This window comes from Pontibacter diazotrophicus, from assembly GCF_003367245.1.
Lineage (GTDB): Bacteria > Bacteroidota > Bacteroidia > Cytophagales > Hymenobacteraceae > Pontibacter > Pontibacter diazotrophicus.
On record NZ_QRGR01000004.1, the window covers coordinates 76,763 to 102,805 of the forward strand.

At 46.9% G+C, this 26,043-nt stretch carries 21 protein-coding genes; 11 read left to right on the forward strand and 10 right to left on the reverse strand.

Translation table 11 applies throughout. The features are described 5' to 3' along the window. Positions 1-87: 87 nt before the first annotated feature. The gene (gene leuS, locus DXT99_RS03795; protein WP_115564198.1) at positions 88-2,859 is read left to right on the forward strand and encodes a leucine--tRNA ligase; all 2,772 of its coding nucleotides are present in this window, start codon (positions 88-90) and stop codon (positions 2,857-2,859) included. A gap of 170 nt (positions 2,860-3,029) precedes the next feature. Here the strand turns inward: leuS and DXT99_RS03800 are convergent, their stop codons facing one another. The 5 genes from DXT99_RS03800 to ispG all read right to left on the reverse strand — a co-directional run bounded on the left by DXT99_RS03800 (position 3,030) and on the right by ispG (position 6,422). Then, entirely contained in the window at positions 3,030-3,536 is a 507-nt protein-coding gene (locus DXT99_RS03800) for a MarR family winged helix-turn-helix transcriptional regulator (RefSeq protein ID WP_115564199.1), read from the reverse strand. A gap of 289 nt (positions 3,537-3,825) precedes the next feature. After that, a complete protein-coding gene (locus DXT99_RS27845) occupies positions 3,826-3,972 on the reverse strand; it encodes an MmcQ/YjbR family DNA-binding protein (protein ID WP_317048115.1) in 147 nt (48 codons plus the stop codon). After that, on the reverse strand, positions 3,962-4,126 hold the full coding sequence (locus DXT99_RS27850; protein WP_317048121.1) for an MmcQ/YjbR family DNA-binding protein: 165 nt from the start codon (positions 4,124-4,126) through the stop codon (positions 3,962-3,964). Before DXT99_RS27850 ends, DXT99_RS27845 begins: the two co-directional genes overlap by 11 nt. Before the next feature lie 2 nt (positions 4,127-4,128). Further along, entirely contained in the window at positions 4,129-4,293 is a 165-nt protein-coding gene (locus DXT99_RS26965; RefSeq protein ID WP_181885024.1) for a DUF6728 family protein, read from the reverse strand. Between the two features lie 155 nt (positions 4,294-4,448). After that, positions 4,449-6,422 carry a (E)-4-hydroxy-3-methylbut-2-enyl-diphosphate synthase gene (ispG, locus tag DXT99_RS03810; protein WP_115564200.1) on the reverse strand — a complete coding sequence of 658 codons (1,974 nt, stop codon included), beginning with the start codon at positions 6,420-6,422 and terminating at the stop codon, positions 4,449-4,451. Positions 6,423-6,542: 120 nt separating this feature from the next. Here ispG and DXT99_RS03815 point away from each other — a divergent pair, with 120 nt between their 5' ends. After that, positions 6,543-7,061, forward strand: a complete 519-nt coding sequence (locus tag DXT99_RS03815; RefSeq protein ID WP_115564201.1) for a flavodoxin family protein — start codon at positions 6,543-6,545, stop codon at positions 7,059-7,061. Between the two features lie 17 nt (positions 7,062-7,078). Further along, the gene (locus tag DXT99_RS03820; RefSeq protein ID WP_246000435.1) at positions 7,079-7,435 is read left to right on the forward strand and encodes a hypothetical protein; all 357 of its coding nucleotides are present in this window, start codon (positions 7,079-7,081) and stop codon (positions 7,433-7,435) included. Positions 7,436-7,578: 143 nt separating this feature from the next. On the opposite strand, the gene DXT99_RS03825 is transcribed toward DXT99_RS03820, so the two are convergent. Continuing rightward, complete coding sequence (locus tag DXT99_RS03825) at positions 7,579-9,768, reverse strand: glutamine synthetase III family protein (protein WP_115564203.1); 2,190 nt, start codon at positions 9,766-9,768, stop codon at positions 7,579-7,581. Between the two features lie 282 nt (positions 9,769-10,050). Here DXT99_RS03825 and DXT99_RS03830 point away from each other — a divergent pair, with 282 nt between their 5' ends. The 3 genes from DXT99_RS03830 (at position 10,051) to DXT99_RS03840 (ending at position 14,126) form a co-directional block, all read left to right on the forward strand. Next, complete coding sequence (locus DXT99_RS03830; RefSeq protein ID WP_115564204.1) at positions 10,051-11,895, forward strand: LTA synthase family protein; 1,845 nt, start codon at positions 10,051-10,053, stop codon at positions 11,893-11,895. A 176-nt stretch (positions 11,896-12,071) separates the two neighbouring features. Further along, positions 12,072-13,391, forward strand: a complete 1,320-nt coding sequence (gene mtaB / locus DXT99_RS03835; RefSeq protein WP_115564205.1) for a tRNA (N(6)-L-threonylcarbamoyladenosine(37)-C(2))-methylthiotransferase MtaB — start codon at positions 12,072-12,074, stop codon at positions 13,389-13,391. 126 nt (positions 13,392-13,517) lie between these two features. Then, complete coding sequence (locus DXT99_RS03840; protein WP_246000436.1) at positions 13,518-14,126, forward strand: OmpH family outer membrane protein; 609 nt, start codon at positions 13,518-13,520, stop codon at positions 14,124-14,126. An 84-nt stretch (positions 14,127-14,210) separates the two neighbouring features. Here the strand turns inward: DXT99_RS03840 and DXT99_RS03845 are convergent, their stop codons facing one another. Then, a complete protein-coding gene (locus tag DXT99_RS03845; protein WP_115564207.1) occupies positions 14,211-15,452 on the reverse strand; it encodes an ABC transporter permease in 1,242 nt (413 codons plus the stop codon). Between the two features lie 133 nt (positions 15,453-15,585). Here DXT99_RS03845 and DXT99_RS03850 point away from each other — a divergent pair, with 133 nt between their 5' ends. Beyond that, a complete protein-coding gene (locus tag DXT99_RS03850; RefSeq protein ID WP_115564208.1) occupies positions 15,586-16,851 on the forward strand; it encodes an asparagine synthetase B in 1,266 nt (421 codons plus the stop codon). A gap of 143 nt (positions 16,852-16,994) precedes the next feature. Here DXT99_RS03850 and miaE read toward each other — a convergent pair whose 3' ends face one another. From miaE to lpxK, 3 genes are all read right to left on the reverse strand, one after another. Continuing rightward, on the reverse strand, positions 16,995-17,600 hold the full coding sequence (gene miaE / locus DXT99_RS03855; protein ID WP_115564209.1) for a tRNA-(ms[2]io[6]A)-hydroxylase: 606 nt from the start codon (positions 17,598-17,600) through the stop codon (positions 16,995-16,997). 53 nt (positions 17,601-17,653) lie between these two features. After that, positions 17,654-19,612: a putative porin gene (locus DXT99_RS03860; RefSeq protein ID WP_115564210.1), complete on the reverse strand. Its 1,959-nt coding sequence runs from the start codon at positions 19,610-19,612 to the stop codon at positions 17,654-17,656. A gap of 81 nt (positions 19,613-19,693) precedes the next feature. Next, positions 19,694-20,755 carry a tetraacyldisaccharide 4'-kinase gene (gene lpxK / locus DXT99_RS03865; RefSeq protein ID WP_246000437.1) on the reverse strand — a complete coding sequence of 354 codons (1,062 nt, stop codon included), beginning with the start codon at positions 20,753-20,755 and terminating at the stop codon, positions 19,694-19,696. Between the two features lie 60 nt (positions 20,756-20,815). Here lpxK and DXT99_RS03870 point away from each other — a divergent pair, with 60 nt between their 5' ends. The 4 genes from DXT99_RS03870 to miaB all read left to right on the forward strand — a co-directional run bounded on the left by DXT99_RS03870 (position 20,816) and on the right by miaB (position 25,968). Then, positions 20,816-21,916, forward strand: coding sequence for a Nif3-like dinuclear metal center hexameric protein (locus DXT99_RS03870; protein WP_115564211.1), 1,101 nt, complete (start codon positions 20,816-20,818; stop codon positions 21,914-21,916). A gap of 3 nt (positions 21,917-21,919) precedes the next feature. Then, positions 21,920-22,651 carry a zinc ribbon domain-containing protein gene (locus DXT99_RS03875; protein WP_115564212.1) on the forward strand — a complete coding sequence of 244 codons (732 nt, stop codon included), beginning with the start codon at positions 21,920-21,922 and terminating at the stop codon, positions 22,649-22,651. A gap of 359 nt (positions 22,652-23,010) precedes the next feature. Beyond that, positions 23,011-24,303 carry an anthranilate synthase component I family protein gene (locus DXT99_RS03880; protein WP_115564213.1) on the forward strand — a complete coding sequence of 431 codons (1,293 nt, stop codon included), beginning with the start codon at positions 23,011-23,013 and terminating at the stop codon, positions 24,301-24,303. Positions 24,304-24,537: 234 nt separating this feature from the next. Next, a complete protein-coding gene (miaB, locus tag DXT99_RS03885) occupies positions 24,538-25,968 on the forward strand; it encodes a tRNA (N6-isopentenyl adenosine(37)-C2)-methylthiotransferase MiaB (protein WP_115564214.1) in 1,431 nt (476 codons plus the stop codon). Positions 25,969-26,043 lie beyond the last annotated feature (75 nt).

Below are 26,043 nucleotides of genomic sequence, written 5' to 3' on the forward strand. Positions count from 1 at the left end.
CAATTAGCAATGCAGCCGTTCAACAATTTAATAATTAAGAATTATCTTAGCGGTTTAATACAGATTCAACGAACACGATAATAAACAATGTCAGAGTACAATTTTAATCAGATTGAGAAAAAGTGGCAGCGTTACTGGGAAGAGAACCATACCTTCAAAGCCACAGCTAAAAGTGATAAACCGAAGTATTACGCCATGGATATGTTTCCATATCCATCTGGCTCCGGGCTGCACGTAGGGCACCCACTCGGTTATATCGCCTCTGACATTGTAAGCCGCTACAAGCGCCTGACCGGTCACAATGTGCTCCACCCGATGGGTTTCGACTCTTTCGGGCTTCCAGCAGAGCAGTACGCTATCCAAACAGGTCAGCACCCTGCTATTACCACAGAAGAGAACATTACGCGCTATGTGGAGCAGCTGAAGAATTTGGGCTTTTCTTTTGACTGGGACCTGGAGATCCGAACTTCTGACCCAAGCTACTATAAATGGACGCAGTGGATTTTCATGCAGCTGTTCAACAGCTACTATAACATCAACTCCGATAAAGCCGAGCCGATAACAGAACTTGTGAAGGAGTTTGAGCAGCATGGTAACAAAAATGTGAATGCTGCCTGTGACGAAGACACGCCTGCTTTTTCGGCTGACAAGTGGAAGCAGATGAACGAGCAGGAACAGTCTGAGATGCTGCTGAAGTACAGGCTGACCTATGTGGCCGAAGCGGTGGTAAACTGGTGTCCTGCTTTGGGAACTGTTCTGGCAAACGATGAAGTAGTGGGTGGCGTGTCGGAGCGTGGCGGCTATCCGGTGGAGCGAAAGCTGATGCGCCAGTGGATGATGCGCATCACGGCCTATGCCGAGCGTTTGCTGCAGGGGCTGGAGAATATTGACTGGCCGGAGCCGGTGAAGGAAATGCAGCGCAATTGGATCGGGAAATCCGTCGGAGCAATCATGTCTTTCCCGCTTGAAAGCATAGACAAGAAAATCAAAGTTTTCACAACCCGCCTGGATACTGTTTATGGTGTCACTTTTCTGGTACTGGCCCCGGAGCACGAACTGGTCGAGCAGATTACCTCAGAGGAGCAGCGTAAAACGGTAGAGGATTATGTGAACGTAGCCAAAAACCGTTCGGAGCGGGAGCGCATGACAGATGTGAAGACAGTTTCAGGTGCCTTTACGGGAGCATATGCTATTAACCCTTACAACAATGAAAGGATACCTGTTTATATAGCCGATTATGTTCTGGCTGGCTATGGAACAGGGGCTGTAATGGCAGTGCCTTCCGGCGACCAGCGCGACTGGAACTTCGCGAAGCACTTTGGCCTGCCAATCGTGCAGATTCTAGATGGCCAAAAAGACCTGGATACGCAGGCTGATGCTACCAAAGAAGGTCATTACGTGAACTCTGAAATGGTAAATGGCCTGACGTACCAGGAGGCGCTGCCTGTGCTGGTAAAGTACCTGGAAGAGAATAATATTGGCAAGAGTAAAATAAACTTCAGGATGCGGGATGCCGTGTTCAGCCGCCAGCGCTACTGGGGTGAGCCAGTTCCGGTTTACTTTGAAGATGGTGTGCCGCACCTGCTTGATGTGAGTGATTTGCCACTGGAGCTACCAAAAATTGATGCCTACCTGCCTACTGAAACTGGTGAGCCACCACTTGGCCGTGCCGTAGATTGGAAATATGAAGATGAGTATCCGTACGAACTGAGCACCATGCCTGGATGGGCAGGCTCCAGCTGGTACTGGTACCGCTACATGGACCCAAAGAATGATGAAGCCTTCGCAGATAAAGACATCATCAAGTACTGGCGTGATGTGGATCTGTATATAGGAGGATCAGAGCATGCGACAGGACACCTCCTCTACTCCCGCTTCTGGAACAAGTTCCTGTTTGATATGGGCTTGGTTGTAGAAGAGGAACCGTTTAAGAAGCTGATTAACCAGGGAATGATCCAGGGGAGGTCTAACTTCGTGTACCGGGTAAAAGACAGCAACACCTTTGTGTCTCATGGCCTGAAGGACCAGTACGACACCACTGCCTTGCACGTGGATGTGAATATTGTAGACAATGATATGCTGGACCTGGAAGCCTTTAAAAAATGGCGTGCAGAATACGAAACGGCAGAATTTATACTGGAAGATGGTAAGTACATCTGCGGCGTAGAGATTGAAAAAATGTCGAAGTCGAAGTACAATGTGGTGAATCCTGACGATATCGTAGAGCGGCAGGGAGCTGATACACTGCGCATGTACGAGATGTTCCTGGGGCCACTGGAGCAGTTTAAGCCCTGGAACACGAATGGCATGGATGGCGTGAACAAGTTCCTGAAGCGCTACTGGAAACTCTTCCACGATAATGCCGGCAACTTCAATGTATCCGATGAAGCACCAAATGCTGAGGAGCTGAAGTCGCTGCACAAAACCATCAAGAAAGTGGAGGAAGACATTGAGCGTTTCTCGTTTAATACCTCTGTTTCTACGTTCATGATTTGTGTAAACGAGCTGACGCAGCTGAAGACAAACAAACGCGCTATCCTGGAGCCTCTGACTATTATCCTGTCTCCGTACGCCCCGCACATCACCGAGGAGCTTTGGGAGAAACTGGGCCACAATGAGAGCATCAGCTATGCAGCTTTCCCCCAGTGGGAAGAGAGGCACCTGGTAGAAAGCACTTTTGAATATCCGGTTTCCATCAATGGTAAAATGCGTGCGAAGATGACCTTTTCACTCGATACGCCACGGGAAGAAATGGAAAAAGCTGTCGTGAACGATGAGCAGGTGGCAAAGTTCATGGAAGGGAAAGCTCCAAAGAAGATCATCATCGTACCGAACAAGATAATAAACGTGGTGGTATAAAACCGCCGGTATACTCATTGTTTTTGCAAAGCCGCTAAGCCATCAGCTTAGTGGCTTTGTCTTTTTACTTGATGGCTGTTGTTACCAGATTATGAATCATAAAGGAGGTAGAAGAGAAACACAGTCCCTCCTACCTCCTTTTAAATGAAGCTATAATAAGAAGCTATTTATTATGCATCAGCGTCTACTTGCTCTTTGGCAGCAATGCGCTCATCAGCTGTTTTCAAAGATTCTCTTACTTTGTAAAGCAGCTCTACCAATGTCTTAGCTTCCTCCTCAGTAAGGCCTTGCATCACTGCATCCAATTGATGTAAATCTTTGTCTATAGTTCCAATTACTTTTTGCCCTTCCTCTGATATTACAATATTTACCAGACGTTTATCTGCTGTATTCTGTGTTACTTCTACCAGCCCTTTAGCACCGAGCCGACTCACAAGCCGGGAGGCATCAGACATTTTATCCAACATCTTCTCTCGAAGGAAAGAAGTGGAAACAGGTTTAGGGAATTGGTCCCTTAAAATGCGAAGGGCGTTGTACTGCTGCGTAGTAAGACCATGCTGTTTGAAAAAGCTTTCGTAACCATTTGAAAGAAAGCCATAGGTGTACAGAATGCTTACGCTTGCTTTCTGCCATTCATTTCGAAAGGCAGAAATGCCGATTTCGTTCTCTAATATCATACGTGTTGTCAGGTGAGTTTATCAAGTATAGCTAAAAAGTTTTTAAATTCATTGCTTTTATTGCCACAACTTAAATAAATATATGAGGAAACGACAATAAAAGTGCTTCTTCACTCATAAAACGCAACTTGGTTAAGATGTACCTACATAAAATATAAGTGTGGATCTTAATCTTTTTGTTGCCCTCTCTTAAAAGAAAAGAGCCACATTTGAGTGGCTCTTTTCTTTAGCTATTGTTAAAATCTATCTCCTGCTTTACCTTCTTTGTTAGTTTAACCCATACCAGCTTTTAAGAATCATCTATCCAAATTTGAAGAAGTTGCTCGGGCAATCCGGCTTCCGGCAGTATTGTGTTCCAATGCAGTTTGCTTATATGATATCCCGGTGACACTTGCGGATACTGCTCCCGCAGCTCTACCGCCTTCTCAGGGGGCACATTTCAGGCTAATGCCTTTGTCGTAATTAGCAAGGCTGCACAAGGAGAACATTTTGCCTCCCACCTTAAAAACAAGTGTGTCATCATCAAAAGGAAATTCTTCTGTTGTACCGGGTTTAACTAAGCAATATGTTCTGAAAGCCTCAATATGCACTGTTACCAGTGGGTGATGATGAAGTAAATAATGCAAGCCAGGAACATCCCCATGGAGATCTTGTTGATAGTGTGCATGGCGCGCAGGTTGAAATTAGTTTTACGACTGGAGTCTTTTTTGCGGAAGAAATAGTTGCCTACTTCAGAGAAATCAAATAATCCCTTCATATAATGTTTCAGTTAGTAGTTATCAAATGCCTGTAACGCAAAGGCTATAGTATTAGCTCTCGCTCCACACTATAATATAAACATAACCGGGAATAAAAAGATTGCTTTTTAATGCGATTGAAGCAAATAAAATACAAACCCTTACTCCCTCCTAATTAGTCCTCTAACCGCACAGGCTCAATCCATTTATCATCCTCCCGTATCAGCTCAATCAGCTCATCCACAGCTCGGTCGGCAGGCACAGCCTTTTTGATGACAGTTTGCCCACGGTAGAGGGCGATTTTGTCTTTTCCTACACCTACATAGCCATAATCCGCGTCCGCCATTTCGCCGGGGCCATTTACAATACAACCCATGATGCCGATCTTAACACCTTTCAAGTGATCGGTGCGCTTGCGGATCATGGCAGTGGTTTCCTGTAAATCAAACAAGGTGCGGCCGCAGCTAGGGCAGCTGATATACTCTGTCTTGCTCATGCGGGTACGGGCCGCCTGCAATATTCCAAAGCTGAGGCTGTTGTACTGTCCGATCGTTTGCAGCCACTCCCCTTTCTCCTGCTCAGTAAGCAGCTCAGTACCTAACATGATACCATCACCAAGTCCGTCTATCAGTAAACCACCCACATCAGTGGCAGCATACAGTTGTATCTCGTCAGGCGAAAGTTGGCCATAGGACCGCTTTATGATGCAGGGCGTCTGTACGCCATTGTTCATCAGTCGGAAAAAGCATTTTCGCAGCTCCGGCATTGCATGCTCGTTGCTGGTTTGCAGCATAAGTATCGCCGTCTTATCCTGCTTCAGGCGCTCTAACAGTTCGTTTGTCAGCTCACTGATAGAAAGTTGAATAAAATTTAGTGTGTCATGCCGATCCACGCTCCTCAGATACTGGTCCGCATGCAGCAGCGGATGGCGGTCCTTTCTTTCTTCAGCCGTTAGCCAGGCATCATAATTCACAATCTCCTTCAGGCCATTTGGCAGCATAAAGCTGATAGGAGTATCTCCTGTGTAGATAAAGTCTGCTCCCTGATCATTCATATTGAATTTATCGAGCAGCATGGAGTACAGGTGGCCCACGCATTTTAGGTCGGCATACTGCACTTCAGTCAGGCGGCTCAGGTCGGCCACCACACGCGGCACATTAAGCCCTCCCAGGTTTCCCACCTCTGCTGTCTCCCTACGGTGATACTGGAACGGGTTGATAGGGACGTTACACACAGGTTTCATAGGCGTAGCCTTTTTTGCACGATGCCTGTAACGGTCAATAAGTGCTTTGGCCACCGGAGCCTCTGCCTCAGGCGCTTCAGTTAGCGAAACACGCACCGTGTCCCCTAATCCATCCTCCAGCAAAGTGCCAATGCCCACAGCCGATTTTATACGTCCGTCTTCCGCTTCGCCAGCCTCTGTTACGCCTAGGTGGAGCGGGTAAGGCTGCATACCTTCTTCCTCCAGCTTCTGCACCAGCAGACGGTACGCCTGTACCATCACCTGCGTGTTGGAAGCTTTCATGGAGATAACGATGTCATAATAGCCTTCATCCTCGCAGATACGCAGAAACTCCAGCGCACTCTCCACCATGCCCAGCGGAGTATCGCCATAGCGGCTCAGGATGCGATCAGACAAAGAACCGTGGTTAGTACCGATGCGCATGGCCGTGCCATGTTCCTTACAGATTCGAACGAGCGGCACAAAGCGCTCCCGGATACGGTCCAGTTCTGCCTGGTAGGAAGCATCGTCGTACTCAATTACCTGGAACTTCTTTTTGTCAGCATAATTACCCGGATTCACACGGACCTTCTCTACAATACGTGCCGCTACCTCAGCAGCATTCGGAGTAAAGTGGATGTCGGCAATAAGAGGCACGTTATACCCCCGCTTGCTTAACTCCTCCTTGATATTTTTGAGGTTCTCAGCTTCTTTTATACTCGGCGCCGTGATACGTATATACTCGCATCCCGCCTCTATCATGCGGATGCACTGCTCCACAGAACCCATAGTATCCATGGTGTCTACCGTCGTCATCGACTGTACCCGTATGGGGTAATCACCACCCATTGGCAAACCGCCAATGTTCACCACGCGGGTTTTTCTGCGTTCGTAAGCTGTAAGGCTTGGGCAATAAGATTTGTTCATAAAGAAAAATGCGTCAGCTCGTCTCTTTAACTAAAGATATACCTGCTTTGTTCAAAGGCAAATTACGTAAATTTAACACGATTATCCTTATAAGGCTTATTATAGTGGCAGGGTATAAAGATGGAAAACAAACCAATCGCGATTTTAGGCAGCGCCCGGCGGGAGAGTGATACTAAAAAGCTGGTCGAGGTGCTATTCCCTGAAAACACCGTAAAAGTGCTGGACCTGCTGGATTATCATGTTTGCCCCTACAGCTACTCCGGCCAGTATCCGGCAGCCGATCAGTTCCTGCAGGTGATGGAAGAGATATTACTCCATAAGCAGGTAATTTTCGCCACACCGGTATACTGGTATGCCATGAGCGGCCTGATGAAAACGTTCTTCGACAGGTTAACAGACATTATTACAGTTCAGAAAAGCCTTGGCAGGAGATTGGCCGGTAAGGAGACTCTCCTGCTGGCGATCGGCTCTGACGAGGAGTTGCCTCCGGGTTTTGAGAAACCCTTTGAGCGTACTTCTGATTACTTTGGCATGACGTATAAAGCCTGTTACTATTGCCCTACTCATGCCATTCACGTACAATCGGTTAGCCGTGAAGGTTTTCTTAAAGCTTTGAATTCAGAACTACACTATAGATAACTAAGAATATGATACATATGAGAACGTTTTTCCCGAAAACTGCCCCAGAGAAACTGCACGCCCTGTTAGCATGGAGTAAACTACGACAGGAGCAGCTAACAGAGGCTGTTTCTGTTACAAAGGACACTGTCACAGAATTCCTGATGCGGCAAATTGAGCGTGGCAACTGGAAAGAAGTACAGGAAGTGCTGCGGGGAAAACCCATGACGAAAGCCGGAAAATTTCTGCTGGAAGAACTGCGGGACAGTGTAGCAACAAAATTAATTGTCCGACTTGGGCTACGCAAGGTAATTGCCGTTGGGCTTGCAGTGGTGCTCCTGCCACTTATTTTCGCTAAAGTAGCCGGCCAGTTAATGAGTAAAGTGAGGCAGTAACAATAATCAATACACAAACATATCTATCTGTTATACAGTATATTACTATAACACAACGAAAAAACCGCTTTAATCATAGTTATAAACAACAAAAGCACCCGAGGGGGTGCTTTTGTTGTTTATATTGATAGAATAAATAATGATTAATGCAGGAATAGCAATTCACGGTACTTCACCAGTGGCCAGTCTTCATCATCCACCATCAGTTCGAGCTTATCTACGCTGTAGCGTATTTTATCGAAGAAGCTGAAGATGTTCTCATTATACATGATGGCACGATCACGGGCATCCTCTACCTTGTTGGCTACCTTGCGGGCCTCCACCATGTCATTTACATTCTGCTGGATAGAAGAAATGTGCCGCGACATTGTTTTGATGGCTTCCACTGTTGACCTTGTGTACTCATCTTCCAGCCCAAGTTCTTTCAGACCGCGCACGTTCTGGATCAGCTTGTTCTGGTAAGCAATAGCAGTAGGAATAACATGGTTCACAGCAAGGTCACCCATGGTACGGGCTTCAATCTGTATCTTTTTCATATATTCCTCCAGCAGGATCTCATGGCGGGCAGCTAGTTCTACCTCTGTAAAGATGCCGTGCCTGGTGTACAGTGCTTTCACTTCCTCCCGGTCATATACATCCAGTGCACGCGGTGTGCTCTTGATGTTAGAAAGCCCACGCTTTTCAGCTTCCTGTGCCCATTCTTCGGAGTAACCGTTGCCTTCAAAACGCACGGCTTTAGATTGTGCTACTAAATCGCGCAGCACCTGAATAATGGCTACTTCTTTCTTCGTACCCTCTTCGATCAGGTTATCTACTTTATGGCGGAATTCAATCAGCTGATCAGCCACCATTGTATTAAGGGCCGTCATCGGAGAAGAAGTGTTGGCAGAAGAACCTACCGCACGGAATTCAAACTTATTACCTGTGAAGGCAAATGGCGAAGTACGGTTTCTGTCGGTGTTATCAAGCAATACCTCCGGGATTCTGTCTATTCCCAGTTTCAGGTACATGTTATCGCCTTTCTCAATCGGAATTTTAGAAGTGCGCTCAAACTCATCTAATACAGCTGTCAGCTGCTGGCCAATAAATACGGACATGATAGCTGGTGGCGCTTCATTGGCTCCCAGGCGGTGGTCGTTGCTGGCAGAGGCGATGCTGGCACGTAAAAGGTCAGCATACTTGTTTACAGCCGCAATAGTATTGATGAAGAACGTCAGGAACTGAAGGTTCTCTTTTGGCTTTTTACCAGGCCCTAACAAATTTACACCAGTGTTGGTGCTCATTGCCCAGTTGTTGTGCTTACCACTACCGTTTACACCTTTAAATGGCTTCTCATGAAGTAATACTTTAAACCCATGGCGCTCTGCCACATGGTCCATAATGTCCATTAGCAACTGGTTGTGGTCAACAGCAAGGTTGGCATCTTCAAAGGTAGGCGCACACTCAAACTGATGGGGAGCCACCTCGTTGTGGCGGGTTCTCAATGGAATACCCAATCGCAGCGCAGAACGCTCGAAGTCAAGCATAAAGGCGTGTACACGCGTTGGGATGCTTCCGAAATAATGATCTTCCAGCTGCTGTCCTTTAGCAGGTGAATGGCCAAACAGCGTACGGCCGGAAATAACAAGGTCAGGACGAGCCTCATACAAAGCACGGTCTACGAGGAAATATTCCTGCTCTATACCCAAGGTAGTATTTACCTTGTTTACATCCTTATCAAAGTACTGGCAAACAGGTACAGCGGCATCGTTCAACAGCTTGATTGACTTTAACAAAGGCGTCTTATAGTCCAGTGCCTCACCCGTATATGCCACAAAAATAGTAGGAATACAAAGGGTTTTAATTCCGGCATTGTCGATTAGGAAGGCCGGTGAAGACGGATCCCATGCACTATAGCCACGAGCCTCGAACGTGTTTCGGATACCACCGCTCGGGAAAGAAGAAGCATCCGGCTCCTGCTGCACAAGAGCACTGCCTTTAAAATTCTCGATGGCTTCACCATCACTTGTCAGGTCAAAGAAAGAGTCATGCTTTTCAGCTGTGGCACCTGTAAGGGGCTGGAACCAGTGCGTATAGTGCGTAGCACCTTTGCTCATGGACCAGGTTCTCATGGCAGATGCTACGGCATCAGCCAAATCGCGATCCACCTTTTCACCAGCATCGATTGTGCGGCGCAGACGCTTATAATTGTCGGAAGACATAGTGGAACGCATTTGTTCGTTGTTGAATACGTTCTCACCGAAATATTCAGATATTTTTTGTGAAGGGAGGACCACTTCACTTCGTTTTCGCTGGCTTACAAATTCCAGCGCTTTAAAGCGTAGTTTTGACATGAGTTTAGAGAGAGTTTTGTTTTAAGAGTAGCAAAGATATAGAGAAAAATCACATTGCAAACTTGTAGAGGTTAAAAAATCAGGGGGATCTACGAAAATTTGCACCTGTTTCTACTAAATCACCTATAATTTAGCAGGGTTATGCCAAAAATTTAAGTTGTTTGATTATAACTACCCTATGATTGCTATATCCCCTGTCTTTTTTGTGCCTGCCTTATATATAGCTGAAATATTATAGCTACTTAATTAACAATGGCCTCGTATATACCTTAAATTTGCAGTGTGAAAAAACCTTTCATTTATCAGCCGCTGTACTTCTTTTTTTGGGTGCTGTACTTTATAGTTGCCAGGGCCCTGTTTTTACTATACCACACAAAGCGTAGCTCTGAACTTACCACACCAGAAATTCTGGACACCTTTATTTTCGGCCTGCGGCTGGACTTTTCATTTACAGCCTACGTCTGTGCCATTCCTTTTTTCTCCTTGTTGGTCTTTGCTTTGTGGCCCAGGCTTAGGGTGCAGGGTTTTATACATGTGTACACTTTTACTTTATTGGTGCTTTTATCGCTGCTGCTTGCAGCGGACTTAGAACTCTACACGTACTGGGGCTTCCGGCTGGATGCTACGCCACTGCAGTACCTGAACACCCCCGGCGAAATGGCCGCCTCAGCTGCCGCCGCTCCTCTGTTCCTGCTGTTGCTGTTTATTATGATTCTCAGCAGCGCATCGGTTATCGTATACAGGCTGTTTTTCGATCTGAAGAAGTTCAATTCACCGCAAAACAAAAGGAAATATAGCATTCTGTCACTTCTCTACCTGGCTTTGCTTGTGCTGCCTATGCGCGGCGGAGTGCAGCAGATCCCTATCAATCAGAGTGTGGCATACTTCTCGAGCAAGCCTTATGCTAATCATGCCGGGTTAAATATGCCCTGGAATCTGATGCATGACCTGATAAAGTACAGGAAGACTAGCAAGAATCCATATAAGTATATGTCACCAGAGGAGGCAGCGCAACGGGTACAACTCCTCTACGGCGCTACTACTTTCACCAGTACAGTTCAACAATATATTGCTGCAACAAAGCCCAACGTACTGCTTATCATACTGGAAAGCTATACAGCTAAGTTTGTAGAAAGTCTTGGTGGCGAGCAGGGTGTTACACCAAACTTAGATAGGATTGCTGCTGAGGGTATAAGCTTTACTAACATCTACGCCAGCGGGGATAGAAGTGAGAAAGGTATGGTTGCGCTGTTAAGCGGATACCCGGTGCAAACTACCACTTCTATCATCAAAACACCTAAAAAAACAGCGAAGCTGCCCCAGCTCAGTAAAGTATTTAAGCAGCAGCACTACAGCACCAGCTACTACTATGGAGGAGAGCTGGAATTTGCTAATATCAAATCGTATCTCATGAATGGTGCTTATGACCGCCTCATCGCTAAAGATGATTTCCCGGCCAGCAGTTATAACTCAAAATGGGGCGCGCACGACCATGTTTTGTTCGAACGTGTACTGCATGACTTAAAGCAGGAACACAACCCGTTCTTTACAACAGTCTATACCCTGAGCAGCCATGAGCCATTTGAAATTCCGATCGAACCAGTTTTCAACGGGGATGACGAGGAGGCGGAGTTCCGGAACAGTGTATATTATACAGACCAGGCGTTAGGCAAATTTATAAAGCAGGCAAAGCAGGAGCCCTGGTGGCAAAATACCATCGTGGTTATTACCGCTGATCATGGCCATATCATGCCGGGCAACGATCCACCATATGCTGCTTCAAAATACCATATTCCATTTGTACTAACAGGAGGAGCTATCACAGAGAAAGGTGTTAAAGTAATGACAATAGGCTCTCAGACAGACATTGCGGCTACATTACTAGCAAAGCTGAACCTGGCGCACCAAGACTTTACCTGGAGCCGTGATTTACTTAAACCCAATCCGGATCCTTTTGCATTTTATGTCTTCAAAGATGGTTTCGGTTATGTCACACCCCGGGGCATCCTTACATTCGACAATAACGCACAGCAGCTTATCACTTCAGATACTGGTGTTACGGAAGATCAATTGAGAACCGGTAAAGCCTACATGCAGTACTCTTTTGAAGACTTTGTAAGGAAATAGTGCCTGTTGTTTAAGTATAAAGCATTCAGCGTTGTCGCTATACAAGCTTTTTACAGGCATTATCACTTTAACAAACCTGCAACTAATTCTTTAACTCTCAACCCTTTACTTGTGCTGCCTTTTGGCAACAGGATTGCAATAGTAAGGCAGAAAATTCTTATCTTTGCACCCTGATTATGAAAAAAGTAGCTTTTTATACCTTAGGCTGTAAGCTGAATTATTCTGAAACCAGCACCATTGGCCGTATTTTCCAGGAGCGTGGGTTTGAGAAGGTGGAGTTTACCGACACACCTGACATCTACGTTATTAATACCTGCTCGGTAACGGATAATGCTGACAAGAAGTGTCGTAAGATTGTGAAGGAAGCGCTGAAGCATTCTCCGGATGCCTTCATCACTATTGTCGGCTGTTATGCGCAGCTGAAACCAAAGGAGATTTCAGAGATTCCGGGAGTAGATGCCGTGCTGGGAGCAGCCGAAAAGTTTCAGTTAGTAGATATACTGGAGACATTCGAGAAAAAAGAAAAGGCACAAATCTATGCCAGCCCTGTCTCTGAGGCAAATACTTTCCATAATTCCTACTCTTTCGGCGACCGTACCCGCACCTTCCTGAAGGTACAGGACGGCTGTGACTATTCCTGCTCCTTCTGTACTATACCGCTGGCGCGGGGCAACAGCCGCTCTGACAGCATAGAGAATGTGGTGCGGTCTGCAAGTGAAATTGCGGAATCGGGTGTGAAGGAGATTGTGCTCACGGGTGTAAACACCGGTGACTTTGGCATACAGGATGGCAAGCGTGTAGAAACTTTCTTTGATCTTGTTAAGGAACTGGATAAGGTGGAAGGTATTGACCGTTTCCGTATCTCATCTATTGAGCCCAACCTGCTGAAAGACGAAATTATTTCTTTTGTCGCGCAGAGCAATCGCTTTATGCCCCATTTCCATGTGCCGCTGCAGTCTGGCTCCAACAAAGTCTTAAAGCTGATGCGTCGCCGTTACCAGCGTGAGTTGTACGCCGATCGCGTAGCAACAATAAAGCAACTGATGCCGCACTGCTGCATCGGTGTGGATGTAATTGTGGGTTTTCCCGGCGAAACGGAGGAGGACTTTCTGGAGACCTATAACTTCCTGAACGAGCTGGATGTAAGTTACCTGCACGTGTTTCCTTACTCTGAGCGCGAAAACACACTGGCTCCTGAAATGCCGGGTAAGGTAACGAATAAAGACCGTAACCGCCGCGCTGATATGCTCCGCATCCTGTCTGAGAAAAAGAAGCGGAACTTCTATGAACAGAATATTGGCCGTGAATTTAATGTGTTGTTTGAGGACGATGTAAAAGACGGCTTGATGGAAGGCTGGACGGAGAACTATGTACGCGTGGTAGCTAAATATGACCCCGTGCTGGTGAACGAGACCAGACACGTACGCCTGACTCAGCTCAACGCTGCCGGATTAATGGAGGCAGAAGAAACTTACCAGGAACTGCTGAAGCATTAGACAAGCTTAATATTTTGTTTTTGCAGCGCAACGAATGATTTTTAAGGATGGGCTTAGGTAATTGGTAAAGTTTAGTGTTATATTTAAACTGATAATTCTTTCAACAAATCAAAACCCAAAGAAATAGTGAAAGTTCTAAAGATTTCCTTAGGCCTGGCAATGGCTGCTTCCCTTATGTCAGCCTGCACAGAAGCGCCTAAAGTAGAAGGAGTAAACACACCTGCAACCGGCGAAACAGCTGGTGTACATGACATTGTATACGTGAATTCTGATTCGCTGCTTACAAACTACGAATACTTCAAAGATGTTCGTACCCGCCTGCAGGGCAAAGGTGAGAAGGCAGAACAGAATCTTCGCTCACAGGCAGAGGCTTTCCAGAAAGAAGTTGAAAGGTATCAGCAGACTGGCCAAACCATGAGTGAACAGCAGAGAGCCCAAACAGAGCAGCGCCTGCAGCAAAAGCAACAGCAGTTACAGCAACTACAGCAAACTGCTGGTAACGAACTGGCCGGCGAAGAGTCTGAGGAAATGAAGAAAATCTATGACCGCGTAGAAGAGTACCTCAAGAAACTGAGCGAAGAAAAAGGTTATGAGATGGTATTAACCTACTCTCGTGGTAGCAGTGCTATTCTTTACAGCAATCCTTCACGTGATATTACGTCAGAAGTAGTGAGTGGCCTTAACGAGGCTTATACTACTGAAAAAACAGCAGCTGATACAACAGCTACAGAATAGTAAGACATATCTTATTTCTATAACAAAAAACCTCTGCTGAATAGCAGAGGTTTTTTGTTTCTAAAGTATCTGTTGCAGTTTTGCTTATTCGTATCTAAGAGAATCAATTGGGTCAAGTTTAGAGGCTTTGGAGGCAGGATAATAACCTGAGACAACACCCACAAACACACAAATTGCCATTCCAATCACTACCCAAAGCCAGGGCACTATGAAGCCGCCTTCTCCAATCATAGAGGCAATGCCGTTCCCCATGAGCACACCTAACAACACTCCTACAAAACCACCGAGAATACAGATGACGATGGCTTCAATCAGGAACTGCTGGCGTATCTGGAACGCAGTAGCACCCAATGCTTTCCGCACCCCAATTTCCCGGGTACGCTCATTTACAGACACCATCATAATATTCATTAAGCCAACAGAGGCACCCAACAGGGTAATAAAACCGATAATAAAACCTCCTACCTTCAGGTATCCGGAAATTTCATCGAGGCTCTGCACCAGCGAATCACTCCTCCTTATTTCAAAAGAATCCTCCTGCCCCAGTGCATCCTGCCGTATTTTGCGCATGATCCCGGTGGCCTCGCCCATCACGTAGTTCAGTTCATCTGCCCTGTGAATGGCTGTTTTAATTGTAATATTGAGTGTAGCATCACCTGTTCGCGGTATCTGACGCCCCGCTTCCAGGGGAATAATGATACGGCGGTCGTCGCTGCCGCCCATGCTGCTTCCTTTCTTCTCCAACTGCCCAATCACTTTAAAGCGCCGCCCCAGAAAAGTGACGAAATTGCCTACAGCTTCTCTGTCTTTGAATAATGTGGTCGCTATTTCATCACCTACAATAGCAACATTAATACCCTGCTCATGCTCAAAAGTTGAGAAATCACGTCCTTTCGCTAAGTTTATGTTGTTGTTTAGCATGTAGTTTTCATCCCCAGCTGTGATGTTCACATTCGGGTTTGTTTTTTCTGTATCGCTTTTTACCACAGTGGCGCCGGAAACATGTGCGGATAAGCTTACCCGCGCATCATCAGGCATTTGCTCCTTGTACATCACCGCCTGGTTGTAAGAGATAACAGGGTAAATTTTTTCGGTGCGGCCCTCACTTCTACCCCTGTTGTTCATGCCGGCACGGCGAATATCGAACGCATTGGCACCAAGATTGGAGAAGGTTTGCGTCAGGGAGTACTTCATGCTGTCTACAGCCGTTAGTATACCAACCAAAGACATGATACCAATGGCGATAATAAGGCCCGTTAGCACAGTACGTAGCAGGTTCCCATGTATCGACCGAAGGCCCTCCAGGATATTTTCTATTAAATTCATATGCTAGGATGATGTGCGCTTTGTTACTATTTTACGTTATGTACTCTTATAAGGGCATTGCTTCTAAGTTAATGCCATTTTATGAATTAAAAGACAATATTATACATTGAGCCGTATTTTAAAGACGAACCGCATGATTTTCCGTACCACCACGCTTATTCTGACACTTTTCCTACTCTCGTTTTCGTCCATAGCCAGCACGATTCTGCTGCCAATGGATGAAACCCAAAAAGACCACTTAAAATCTTATGGCGTTGCCTATTGGGCGCTGGGTAATAATGTTTCTGTAGATTGGCTGTTGAATTACCGTGGCGGCAGTTTCGCCTTTCAGCATGCCCCACAGCTGGAGAATGAGCTGATCGTGCGGGGCGTGAGCTATAAAGTAATTTCTGATGCCCAATATAATAGCATCTTAACAGAGATAAGCAACCCGGAAGCTAATATGGACATCATGAAGCTGGAAAAGGTACCGAAGGTGGCGGTATACTCTCCTAAATCTAAAATGCCCTGGGATGACGCCGTGACACTTGTATTAACATATGCAGAGATTCCGTATGACGTGATCTATGACGAAGAGATTGTGAATGGCGAGCTGCCGAAGTATGACTGGCTGCACCTGCATCACGAGGACTTTACAGGTCAGTATGGCAAGTTCTATGCAAGTTACCGGCACTATCCCTGGTACCAGGAGCAACAGCGTGAATTAGAAGAATCAGCTGCCAAGCTAGGTTTCAACAAAGTGTCGGAGATGAAGTTAGGGGTAGCGAAAAGAATAAAGGAATTCTGTGCAGGTGGCGGCTTCTTGTTTGCTATGTGCTCTGCCACCGACACCTACGACATTGCCCTGGCTGCTGAGGGAGTAGACATAGTGGAAGCTATGTTTGATGGTGACGCAGCAGACCCACAGGCACAACAGAAACTGGATTATGAGAAATCGCTGGCCTTCCGCGATTTCAGAATCTCCCGAAACCCGCTGGAGTACGAGTACTCCAACATCGACGTGCAGCCGCAGGAGCGGCCGGTAACAGAGGCAAATGATTACTTTCAGCTGTTTACCTTTTCTGCCAAGTGGGACCCGATTCCGACAATGCTCACGCAAAACCATGAGAAAACCATCAAAGGTTTTATGGGGCAGACAACCGCTTTTAGAAAAAAACTTGTGAAGCCAGAAGTGGTGGTAATGGGCGAAAACAGCGAGTTATCTGAAATCCGCTACATGCACGGCACCTACGCCCGCGGCACCTGGACATTTTACGGCGGCCACGACCCGGAAGACTACCAGCACTTAGTAGGCGAAGACCCCACTGACCTGGCGCTGCATCCGAACTCGCCCGGCTACCGCCTTATCCTGAACAACATTCTTTTTCCTGCCGCCAAAAAGAAGAAGCAGAAAACTTGATCATTTAACAGTTGTCATTTAACATTTACCAGGTCCTTCAATAGATTAATTTAAAGGCAGAAACAGGAACGGCTGAAGATTTTTTCTTCAGCCGTTCCTGTTTCTGATAATTGACAAATGTTAAATGATAACTGTCAAATGACTCAGTGCATCCGGTCAGCCCTTGGCGCCAGGTTACGGATAATGTCGGCTTCAATGGCCAAAAGCTCTTTCAGACGGGCATCTACAACAGCTGCCGGCATGTATTCCTTCGCCAGCTTTACAAAGCTTACATAGTGCCCGGCTTCTGATACCATCAATTCATAATAAAACTGCTGCAGGCCTTCATCCGCAATGTTCTTCCAGAGCAGTTTAAAACGCTCGCAGCTTCGGGCCTCAATGAGGGCATTCACCAGCAGGTGGTCCATCAGTTGGCGTTCCCGCTTGTCACCTTTCCGGATATGCTTGGTGAGTTCCACCACGTACTCATCCGGGCGGTTGCGGCCCAGGCTGTAGCCGCGCTTTTTCAGCTCGGCCAATACCCGCTCAAAATGGCTCCACTCCTCTGCCACCAGGTCCGTCATCTCCTCTACCAGCTTCTCCTTATCAGGGTACTTTACAATGAGGGATATACCGGACGTAGCAGCTTTCTGCTCGCAGTAGGCGTGGTCTACTAATATTTCTTCTATGTTCTTTTCCGCGATGTTTACCCAGCGGGGGTCGGTGGGCAACTCCAAGCGAAGGATGGTTTTAGTTGGCTGATCAGACATAATGTAAGCGTATTAACAGGGAAACAACTTTATACAAGCGACAGAATCAGAAATCAATCAAAGAACATCCACTTCAGGCCAAACGTGAAGCTGCGGCGCATACCAGGGTAATAAGGCGTTACAAAGTATACCGGCTCCAGCAACTGGTCATTTACATGGCTCATCTTCACGAAAAGGTTTACTGTTTTGATGTCTGCATTCAGAAAAACATCAACCACCGGATATCCCTGCACCTGGAAATGGTCCTGCACATAAAACTGCTGTGTTACAGGCATATATGCATCAGCATAGTAACTAGACATGTAAGTAGTCTGCACCCCTAACTGGCTGAACAGGGCCTGCTTGAACAGGAAACCTTCAATGTAAACAGTTGACTCCAGCAGAAAGTCCGGTATTCTTACTTTATCTGCTTCATCGGTATTGGTATAGGCCACCAGGTTCTTGAAATACACAGGACCGAAGCGTATATGGTGTGACAGGTCCGCCCCCCACAGCCGCTGGTTACCACTCAACTGTTGCGGTTCGGCATTCTGGTTAAAGAAGATGTGGCGCTTGATGTTGGTATAGTGGGCATTCAGTTTCACATACTGGCGTGTGCCAAAGGCGCCGGCATAACCTACACCGATACGGTCCGTCACAGAGGTTTCGAAATCATTGTCCCACTGGAAATGGTTGCTTAGCATATAATCCTCTACCCGGGAAGGTGAAAAGAGCGTGCGCTCCAGGGTGGCAAAAGCGCCTCCTATACGAGCCCTGCCCTTCACGCGGTAATCAGAACCCAACTGGTATTCCGCCTCTCCGGTCAATTCTGCCAGATTCTTGTACATGAGCCTGATGTCACCACCTATCAAAACCTGGTTATAAGCATCACTGCGATCTACAGGAACAAACCTGGTACTGTCTGTAGGTAATGGGGATTGTGCGCTATACGCCATGGTGGCGTTCCGCAGTTTGGCGTAGGCGTTGTAAGACGAGAGTTTATAGTTACCCGTTACACCGAATGTATTCTGTAATTCTTTGTAATTCGTGATGTCAATTGTCCGGCGGCGACTCAGTTTGTAGTCTGGGTAAATCGTAAAAACATCATTCAGGCTCCCATTCGAAGCATCCAGATAGCTTTGAATGGTTGTTCTGTAATTTGTAAGGGTTGTGTCTTCAAACCTGTTCTGCTGCCTCCTCCAGTCCAGCACATGATAGACCTTCAGGTTCTCTTTCGCTAGCCTGTAAATCTGCATGAGGTGGAAATTGTTCCGGGTTTCCTCATTCAGCGCTGTGGTAAGCTGTACCGGTGCCTCTTCAAAGCGGGAAAGAATGGAGGGCGCTGTCACATCATCCTGAACGGTAGTATCAGGTATAATTCCACCTGTTTCAACCTGTTCCACCCCCATATAAGTAAAATTAAAGAACAGGTTATAGTTCTCGTTTTCGGAACGATAATGTGAGAATACTTTGATCGCCTGGTTGTCCAGGAAGCTTCTTGATCTTCTGTCTCCGGCTGCAGGACCTATTTGCTGGTTCGCCGTGATGATCTGGTAAGCTGCGCCAGCATTCCAGCGGGGGGTGATGTTGCGCGTATGTAAACCTTCAAACACCTGCTCTCCCCGCGCGCCCTGCACATAGAAAAGATGGGTATAAGGCGACCGCGTATTGAAATAGTTGATCTTATAGGGATCATAAGCATAGCGGTCAAAGACGTTCTTGCCCAGCCTCACCCCTATCTTTTGTGGCGGATAGTAAAAAAGAGGCTGCGCCGCAGTACCTGTATTTCCAAGATGCTGGTAAAAGGCGGTGTCGTTGTACCAATAACGCTCATTCTGTAAATTACTCAGTGAAGTGTCTATCGGCTGCTCCAGGTAACGTCCCCTCAACACATCCTGCGCATAGAGTTGCAGGGTTGTTTTCGGGCTGTAGTACAGCTTGGTCGTATCATCGATAATCTGGGAGTAAGCAGCCTGGCTCAAGAAGAGTAAACCAAGAAAGGGAAGAATAAAGGCTATTATCTTTTTTTTCACGTCGCAAAATTAGCGAATTAAATATTATTTCTGATGCTACAGCTTTCTGCTGCTAAAAGTGACTGCGGCTTTACCGTATATTTACTGTGTAATGGGTTTCTGAAACTGCCGCACATGTTGTAGTACCAGTTGGTCAAATCTTTCCTGCAAGCCCAGCAACTGCACCACAATGGGTATATAAAATACCGGGAGTTTTTTTGTAAGGCTTTCCAACTCAGGCCCTGCCAGTTTAACGGCGTCTTTCCGGGTAGTTAGTATAGTAGCCCCGGAAAAAACAGGCTGTTGCAACAGTTGTTTCAGCTTTTGCAGGTCCTGGGCACTATACTGGTGGTGGTCCGGATACTCCAGGTGATGCACCATCTTATATCCATCGGACGCAAGATATTCCTTCAATGGCTGCGCGTTGGCAATCCCCGTCAACAGCACAACCTTCTGCGTAGGCGCTACAGGTAAGCCTATTGCTACTGGTGCTCCATATACAAACGCAGAGAAGAACACGGGTGTATCCGGAGCCGTATATTTTTCTATTTCGCTTCTGATGTTACCTTGCTCCTGCATATCCAGTTGCAAGGGGCACTTGCTCATGATGACGGCATCTGCCCTGGCGGCCCCCTGCCTCGGCTCCCGCAGCAACCCTGCCGGAAGCACAAAGTCTTTATAAAATGGCCTGTTGTAATCTGTAATCAATATGTTCAGGGATGGCTGTACCGGACGGTGCTGCATGGCATCGTCCAGCACCACTGCCGCTAATTCCGGTACCAATTGCTGAAGCTTCTGTATTCCCGCTACCCGGTCTTCGGAAACAGCCACGGCTACACCCTGGAAGTCACGGTGGTACTGGTAGGGCTCATCGCCGAGTATTGCTGCCGTGCTTTGCCCGTCGGCCAGCAGAAAACCTTTGCTCTGGCGCTTGTAGCCGCGGCTGAGCGTAGCCACCTTATACTGCTGCAACAAACGCAGCAGGTACTCTACATGGGGTGTTTTGCCTGTGCCTCCCACTGTCAGGTTTCCAACGGCAATCACAGGCAAGTCGAAACGCGTGGAAGTCAGCGTTCCTTTGTCGTATAAGATGTTTCGCGCCACCGTTACCCCCCCGTAAAGCAGTGAAAAGGGCCAGAGCAGCAATTTTAAATATTTCATCATTATTATGTAGCGGAGTAAAATTAAAACTAATTTTAAATTGAAGACGATAAGAGCATAACGATGGCAAAAATAAAAGACATAACACACCTCCTTGAGCACCTGGCTCCTCTCCGCTACCAGGAAAGCTATGACAATGCCGGTCTACAGACCGGAGATGCCCAGGCAGAAGTAAAAGGCGTGCTCCTCACGCTGGACTGCACAGAAGCCGTGATAGATGAGGCACTTGAAAAAGACTGTAACCTGATTGTGGCCCACCACCCGGTTATATTTAAAGGCCTGAAGCAGCTCACGGGGCGTAACTATGTAGAGCGCACCATCATAAAAGCCATACAGCATAACATTGCGATATATGCCAGCCACACCAATTTAGACAATGTGCTGCATGGTGTAAATACCAAAATAGCTGACAAGCTTGGGCTGCAACAGCAACGGATACTGGTAAACAAACCCCAGACACTGATGCAACTGGTAGCTTTTGTTCCGTTAGATAACACAGATGAAGTGCTGCAGGCGCTGCACAAAGCGGGTGCCGGCAACATCGGGGAATACAGCAACTGCAGTTTCCAGGTGACAGGCACCGGACGCTTTCTGCCATCCGATAAGGCCAATCCCGCCATAGGGCAGGCTGGCAAAGCAGAAGAGGTGCAGGAGAACCGGATAGAAGTGCTGTTCCCGGCTTACCTGCAAGGCGCCATCATGGCAGCCTTAAAAAAAACACACCCTTACGAGGAAGTGGCCCATTACCTCTACAGCCTCGAAAACCAGAACCAGGAGGTAGGCATCGGGATGGTTGGAGAATTAACTGAAGAAATGACAGAAGAAGCATTTTTAGCTTACCTGAAACAGAAAATGCAGCTGCAGGGGCTTCGTTACACTACCATAGGTGATAAAAAGGTGAAGCGGGTGGCAGTTTGTGGTGGCGCAGGAAGCTTTCTCATAAAAGATGCCATACGCCAGGGTGCTGATGCCCTCGTAACCGGCGATGTAAAATATCATGAGTTTTTTGACGCCGAAAGTCAGTTGATGATAGCTGACATCGGCCATTATGAAAGCGAGGTATTCACAAAGGAGATTTTTTATGACACGATTTCAAAAAATTTCTCTAATTTTGCAGTCTTAATATCAGAAGTAAACACAAACCCTGTCAGATACACTTTTTAATACATGGAAAGTACTGTAGCCAGCAAACTGGAAGCACTTTTAAAGCTTCAGACCATCGATTCACAGCTTGATGAAATCAAAAGAGTAAGAGGAGACCTCCCTGAGGAAGTTCAGGACCTTGAAGATGAAATTGAAGGGTATGCAGTGCGGGTTCGTAAGTTTGATGATGAAGTAGCAAGCCTGAATGACTCTATTGCGCAACGCAAGCAGGCAACGAAAGACGCTGAAAGCCTGATTCGCAAATATGAGGAGCAGCAGCAGAACGTACGCAACAACCGCGAGTACGATGCTATTACAAAGGAGATAGAACTTCAGAAGCTGGAAATCCAGATCAACGAGAAGAAAACAAGAGAAGCCCACTACCAGATTGAGCAGAAAATCAACGAGATAGAAGGCACAAAGCATCGCCTGGAAGAGCGCCGCAAAGACCTTGAGAACAAAAAGAAGGAGCTTGATCAGATTGTAGGGGAAAGCGAAGAGGAAGAAACAGCGCTTGAGAAAGAACGCGCTAAAGCGGCTGCCAACATCGAAGATCGTTTGCTTACTGCTTATACCCGTATCCGCGGAAACGTGCGCAACGGTTTGGCTGTTGTAACGGTGAAGCGTGATGCCTGCGGTGGTTGTTTTAACACGGTACCGCCTCAACGTCAGGCCGATATCGCTGCTCAGAAAAAGGTTATCGTCTGCGAACACTGTGGACGTGTGCTGGCTGGCGTAGAGCTACGCGTATTCTAGTATAAAATTTCGGCGGTAAACGCTTAGATACTTTAAAAAGGATGGCTAAACCCCATCCTTTTTTTTGTTGTTGGCCTTTTTCTTATTTATTACTTATCAATTGTTACGCAAGCGTCCTGGCGGGACGGCCGTTGTTAGAAAATGTGTCACACTATTCTTTCGCTCCAGCAGAGCGACATGTTAAGGAAGTTTTTACAGGCCGCTCCGCTGGAGCTAAGGGCGGTTTCTGCCATTTAGCTATTAACAGATCGTCCCGCTGGGACTTGAATCAAATTACAATCTGGAGTTGCATAACGTTAATTTTTGAAAGGTGAGACTAAACAGCCCGGATTGATACCCTCTCTTTATTAGTAAAAAGCATGTTTTCTGCAGAAATAAAGGCCACAGATTTACCCCTTTCACTGGAGGAATTCAGATTAAAGGCACTAGCCTGGGCTGATCAGCATCCGCATGTAGCCTATTATAACCCCAATAATATTCCCTATCCTCACCACGGGTTTGAGCACCTGTTAGCTGTTTCATCTGGTGCTCCGCTACCGCTTCTCGAGGAAGACGCCTTCAACAGTCTTCGGCAGGAGCTACAGCAGGAACACCCGCTTCTTTGCGGTTTCCTGACGTACGATTTGAAGAATCAGGTGGAGAAACTACAAAGTCAGAACATCGATAATATAGGGTTCCCTCTCCTGCACTTCTTCTCTCCTACACTATACCTGTACTTTAAGCAGGATGGCATAAACATCTACAGTGTAGAAGATAACATAGCGACAACTAAAGCTTCTATCATAGCAACACCTGCTCCTTTCCCTGTTGCTCCTATGAATGTCGAAGTAAAGCAGCGGCTAGCCAAAAGGCAATACACAAATGATGTGGAGCGCATACGACAGCACATATTGGAGGGCGAGGTGTACGAACTCAACTACTGCATCGAGTTTTATGCGGAGAACACAGTGCTTCAACCACTGCCCCTTTACCTGGCGCTGAACGAGGCTTCCCCTACTCCGTTTTCAGGCTATTTAAAGTGTCAGGACAAATACTTGCTCTGTGCTTCCCCGGAGCGATTCTTGAAGAAAGAAAGCCAAAAACTCATTTCGCAGCCCATCAAGGGCACCATACGTCGCGGGGCAACACCACAGGAAGACGCAGCACTGCAGTACCAGCTACGTCACGATGAAAAAGAACTCGCTGAGAACATGATGATCGTGGACCTGGTGCGAAATGATTTAAGTCATTCCTGTGCCACCGGAACCGTGCAGGTAGAGGAAATGTTCGGCATTTACGGCTTCAGGCAGGTATCGCAGATGATCTCCAGCATTGTAGGGGAACTGCGGCCAGACAAGGATTTGGTAGATGCACTTAAAGGTGCTTTCCCGATGGGCAGTATGACGGGGGCTCCTAAAATAAGCGCCCTGCAGCGCATAGAGGAACTGGAGGTAACCAGGCGGGGCTTGTATTCAGGCGCTTATGGCTACATTAAGCCGAACAACGACTGTGATTTTAATGTGGTAATCCGCAGCATACAGTACAATGCCAGCCAGCAGTACCTCTCCTTTATGGTCGGAAGTGCCATCACCTATGACTCAGACCCGGAGCAGGAGTATGCGGAATGCCTGCTGAAGGCGCAGGCCATCTTAAAAGTACTTGGTCGGGGCTGATCTTTGCGCCTTCAATTATGAATGACGAATTATGAATTAGAAACTGATTAACAGAAAGAATGAATGCATACTATTAGCTTTTCACTTTGTGAAAATGAAGAAACAAAGTACTCCTCATTTTTAGACACTTAATTCATAATTCGGAATTCGGAATTCATAATTAATTAAAGCGCCTGTCATTCTGTCACGTTTTTAGAGGAGTTTATTGTATATTTGCAGCTGTAATTTGATACCATGGATCCAATAGTAGATTTAGATTTTATAGACAACCGCACACCGGAGCAAGCTGCAGCCTGCGATACAAAGGTAACTGCGGAAACAAACACGGGTAAGGGGCGCAAGCTATACATTGAAAGCTACGGCTGCCAGATGAATTTCTCCGATAGCGAAATTGTGTCATCCATCATGTTTGAGCAGGGTTTTGACACGACGGCTGACATCGCACAGGCTGACCTGGTGTTCCTGAATACCTGCTCTATACGCGAAAAGGCAGAACAGACGGTTCGGAACCGCTTAGGACAGATCAATTATTATAAGAAGAAAAAGCCGGCAATGATGGTAGGCGTGCTGGGCTGCATGGCCGAGCGTCTCAAAAAATCCTTGCTGGAAGAAGAAAAGATAGTAGATCTGGTAGTAGGTCCTGATGCTTACCGCGACCTACCGAACCTGATCAGTGAAGTGGATGGCGGACAGAAGGCAGTCAATGTGCTGCTTTCCCGAGAAGAAACCTATGCTGATATCAACCCTATCCGACTGAACAGCAACGGGGTAAGCGCCTACATCTCTATCATGCGGGGCTGCGACAACATGTGCTCGTTTTGCGTAGTGCCGTTTACCCGTGGCCGCGAGCGCAGCCGCGATGCCAACTCCATTGTGCGTGAGGCGCAGGCGCTGTCAGACCAAGGGTATAAAGAAGTAACGCTGCTGGGCCAGAATGTAGACTCTTACAAATGGGCCTCAGAAGACGGTACCGAATCGGTAAACTTTGCGCAGCTCCTGGAAAAAGTAGCCTTGGTGGATACCAATATGCGTGTCCGGTTTTCCACTTCGCACCCCAAAGACATCACCGATGAAGTGTTGTACACCATCAAAAAGCACGACAACATCTGCAAATACATCCACCTGCCTGCACAGAGCGGCAACTCCCGTGTGTTGGAGATCATGAACCGCACCTACGACCGTGCCTGGTACCTGAACCGCGTGGATGCAATCAGAAGAATTTTAGGTAACGAGTGCGGTATTTCTTCCGATATGATTGCCGGCTTCTGCACCGAAACCGAAGAAGAGCACCAGGACACCCTCACGCTTATGGACTATGTGCAGTACGACTACTCCTATATGTTCTTCTACTCTGAGCGACCAGGAACACTGGCTGCGCGCAAATTGGAAGACGATATTCCACTGGAAGTGAAAAAGCGCCGCCTGGCCGAAATCATAGAAAAACAACGCGAAACCTCCCTGAACCGCAACAAGCTGGACGTGGGCAGGGTGCACAAAGTATTGGTAGAAGGATTCTCAAAGAAGTCAGATGAGCAGCTGAGCGGACGCAACGACCAGAACAAGGTGGTTATCTTCGACAAGAAACATTATAAAAAAGGCGATTACGTGAACGTGTTCGTGCACGACTGCAGCGTAGGCACCCTTTTCGGGAAAGCCATAGATTAATGTGCTGATTATTTAATAAGGTAATGTGCTGGCAGATTGATAGCATCTCTCCGGAGGAAGCACATTAGAAATTTA

Excerpts from the sequence above, each read along its gene's own strand:
- leuS (WP_115564198.1), top strand. The coding sequence starts at position 88 with ATGTCAGAGTACAATTTTAATCAGATTGAGAAAAAGTGGCAGCGTTAC.
- DXT99_RS03800 (WP_115564199.1), bottom strand. The coding sequence starts at position 3,536 with ATGATATTAGAGAACGAAATCGGCATTTCTGCCTTTCGAAATGAATGG.
- DXT99_RS26965 (WP_181885024.1), bottom strand. The coding sequence starts at position 4,293 with ATGAAGGGATTATTTGATTTCTCTGAAGTAGGCAACTATTTCTTCCGC.
- ispG (WP_115564200.1), bottom strand. The coding sequence starts at position 6,422 with ATGAACAAATCTTATTGCCCAAGCCTTACAGCTTACGAACGCAGAAAA.
- DXT99_RS03815 (WP_115564201.1), top strand. The coding sequence starts at position 6,543 with ATGGAAAACAAACCAATCGCGATTTTAGGCAGCGCCCGGCGGGAGAGT.
- DXT99_RS03820 (WP_246000435.1), top strand. The coding sequence starts at position 7,079 with ATGAGAACGTTTTTCCCGAAAACTGCCCCAGAGAAACTGCACGCCCTG.
- DXT99_RS03825 (WP_115564203.1), bottom strand. The coding sequence starts at position 9,768 with ATGTCAAAACTACGCTTTAAAGCGCTGGAATTTGTAAGCCAGCGAAAA.
- mtaB (WP_115564205.1), top strand. The coding sequence starts at position 12,072 with ATGAAAAAAGTAGCTTTTTATACCTTAGGCTGTAAGCTGAATTATTCT.
- DXT99_RS03845 (WP_115564207.1), bottom strand. The coding sequence starts at position 15,452 with ATGAATTTAATAGAAAATATCCTGGAGGGCCTTCGGTCGATACATGGG.
- DXT99_RS03850 (WP_115564208.1), top strand. The coding sequence starts at position 15,586 with ATGATTTTCCGTACCACCACGCTTATTCTGACACTTTTCCTACTCTCG.
- miaE (WP_115564209.1), bottom strand. The coding sequence starts at position 17,600 with ATGTCTGATCAGCCAACTAAAACCATCCTTCGCTTGGAGTTGCCCACC.
- lpxK (WP_246000437.1), bottom strand. The coding sequence starts at position 20,755 with ATGATGAAATATTTAAAATTGCTGCTCTGGCCCTTTTCACTGCTTTAC.
- DXT99_RS03870 (WP_115564211.1), top strand. The coding sequence starts at position 20,816 with ATGGCAAAAATAAAAGACATAACACACCTCCTTGAGCACCTGGCTCCT.
- DXT99_RS03875 (WP_115564212.1), top strand. The coding sequence starts at position 21,920 with ATGGAAAGTACTGTAGCCAGCAAACTGGAAGCACTTTTAAAGCTTCAG.
- DXT99_RS03880 (WP_115564213.1), top strand. The coding sequence starts at position 23,011 with ATGTTTTCTGCAGAAATAAAGGCCACAGATTTACCCCTTTCACTGGAG.
- miaB (WP_115564214.1), top strand. The coding sequence starts at position 24,538 with ATGGATCCAATAGTAGATTTAGATTTTATAGACAACCGCACACCGGAG.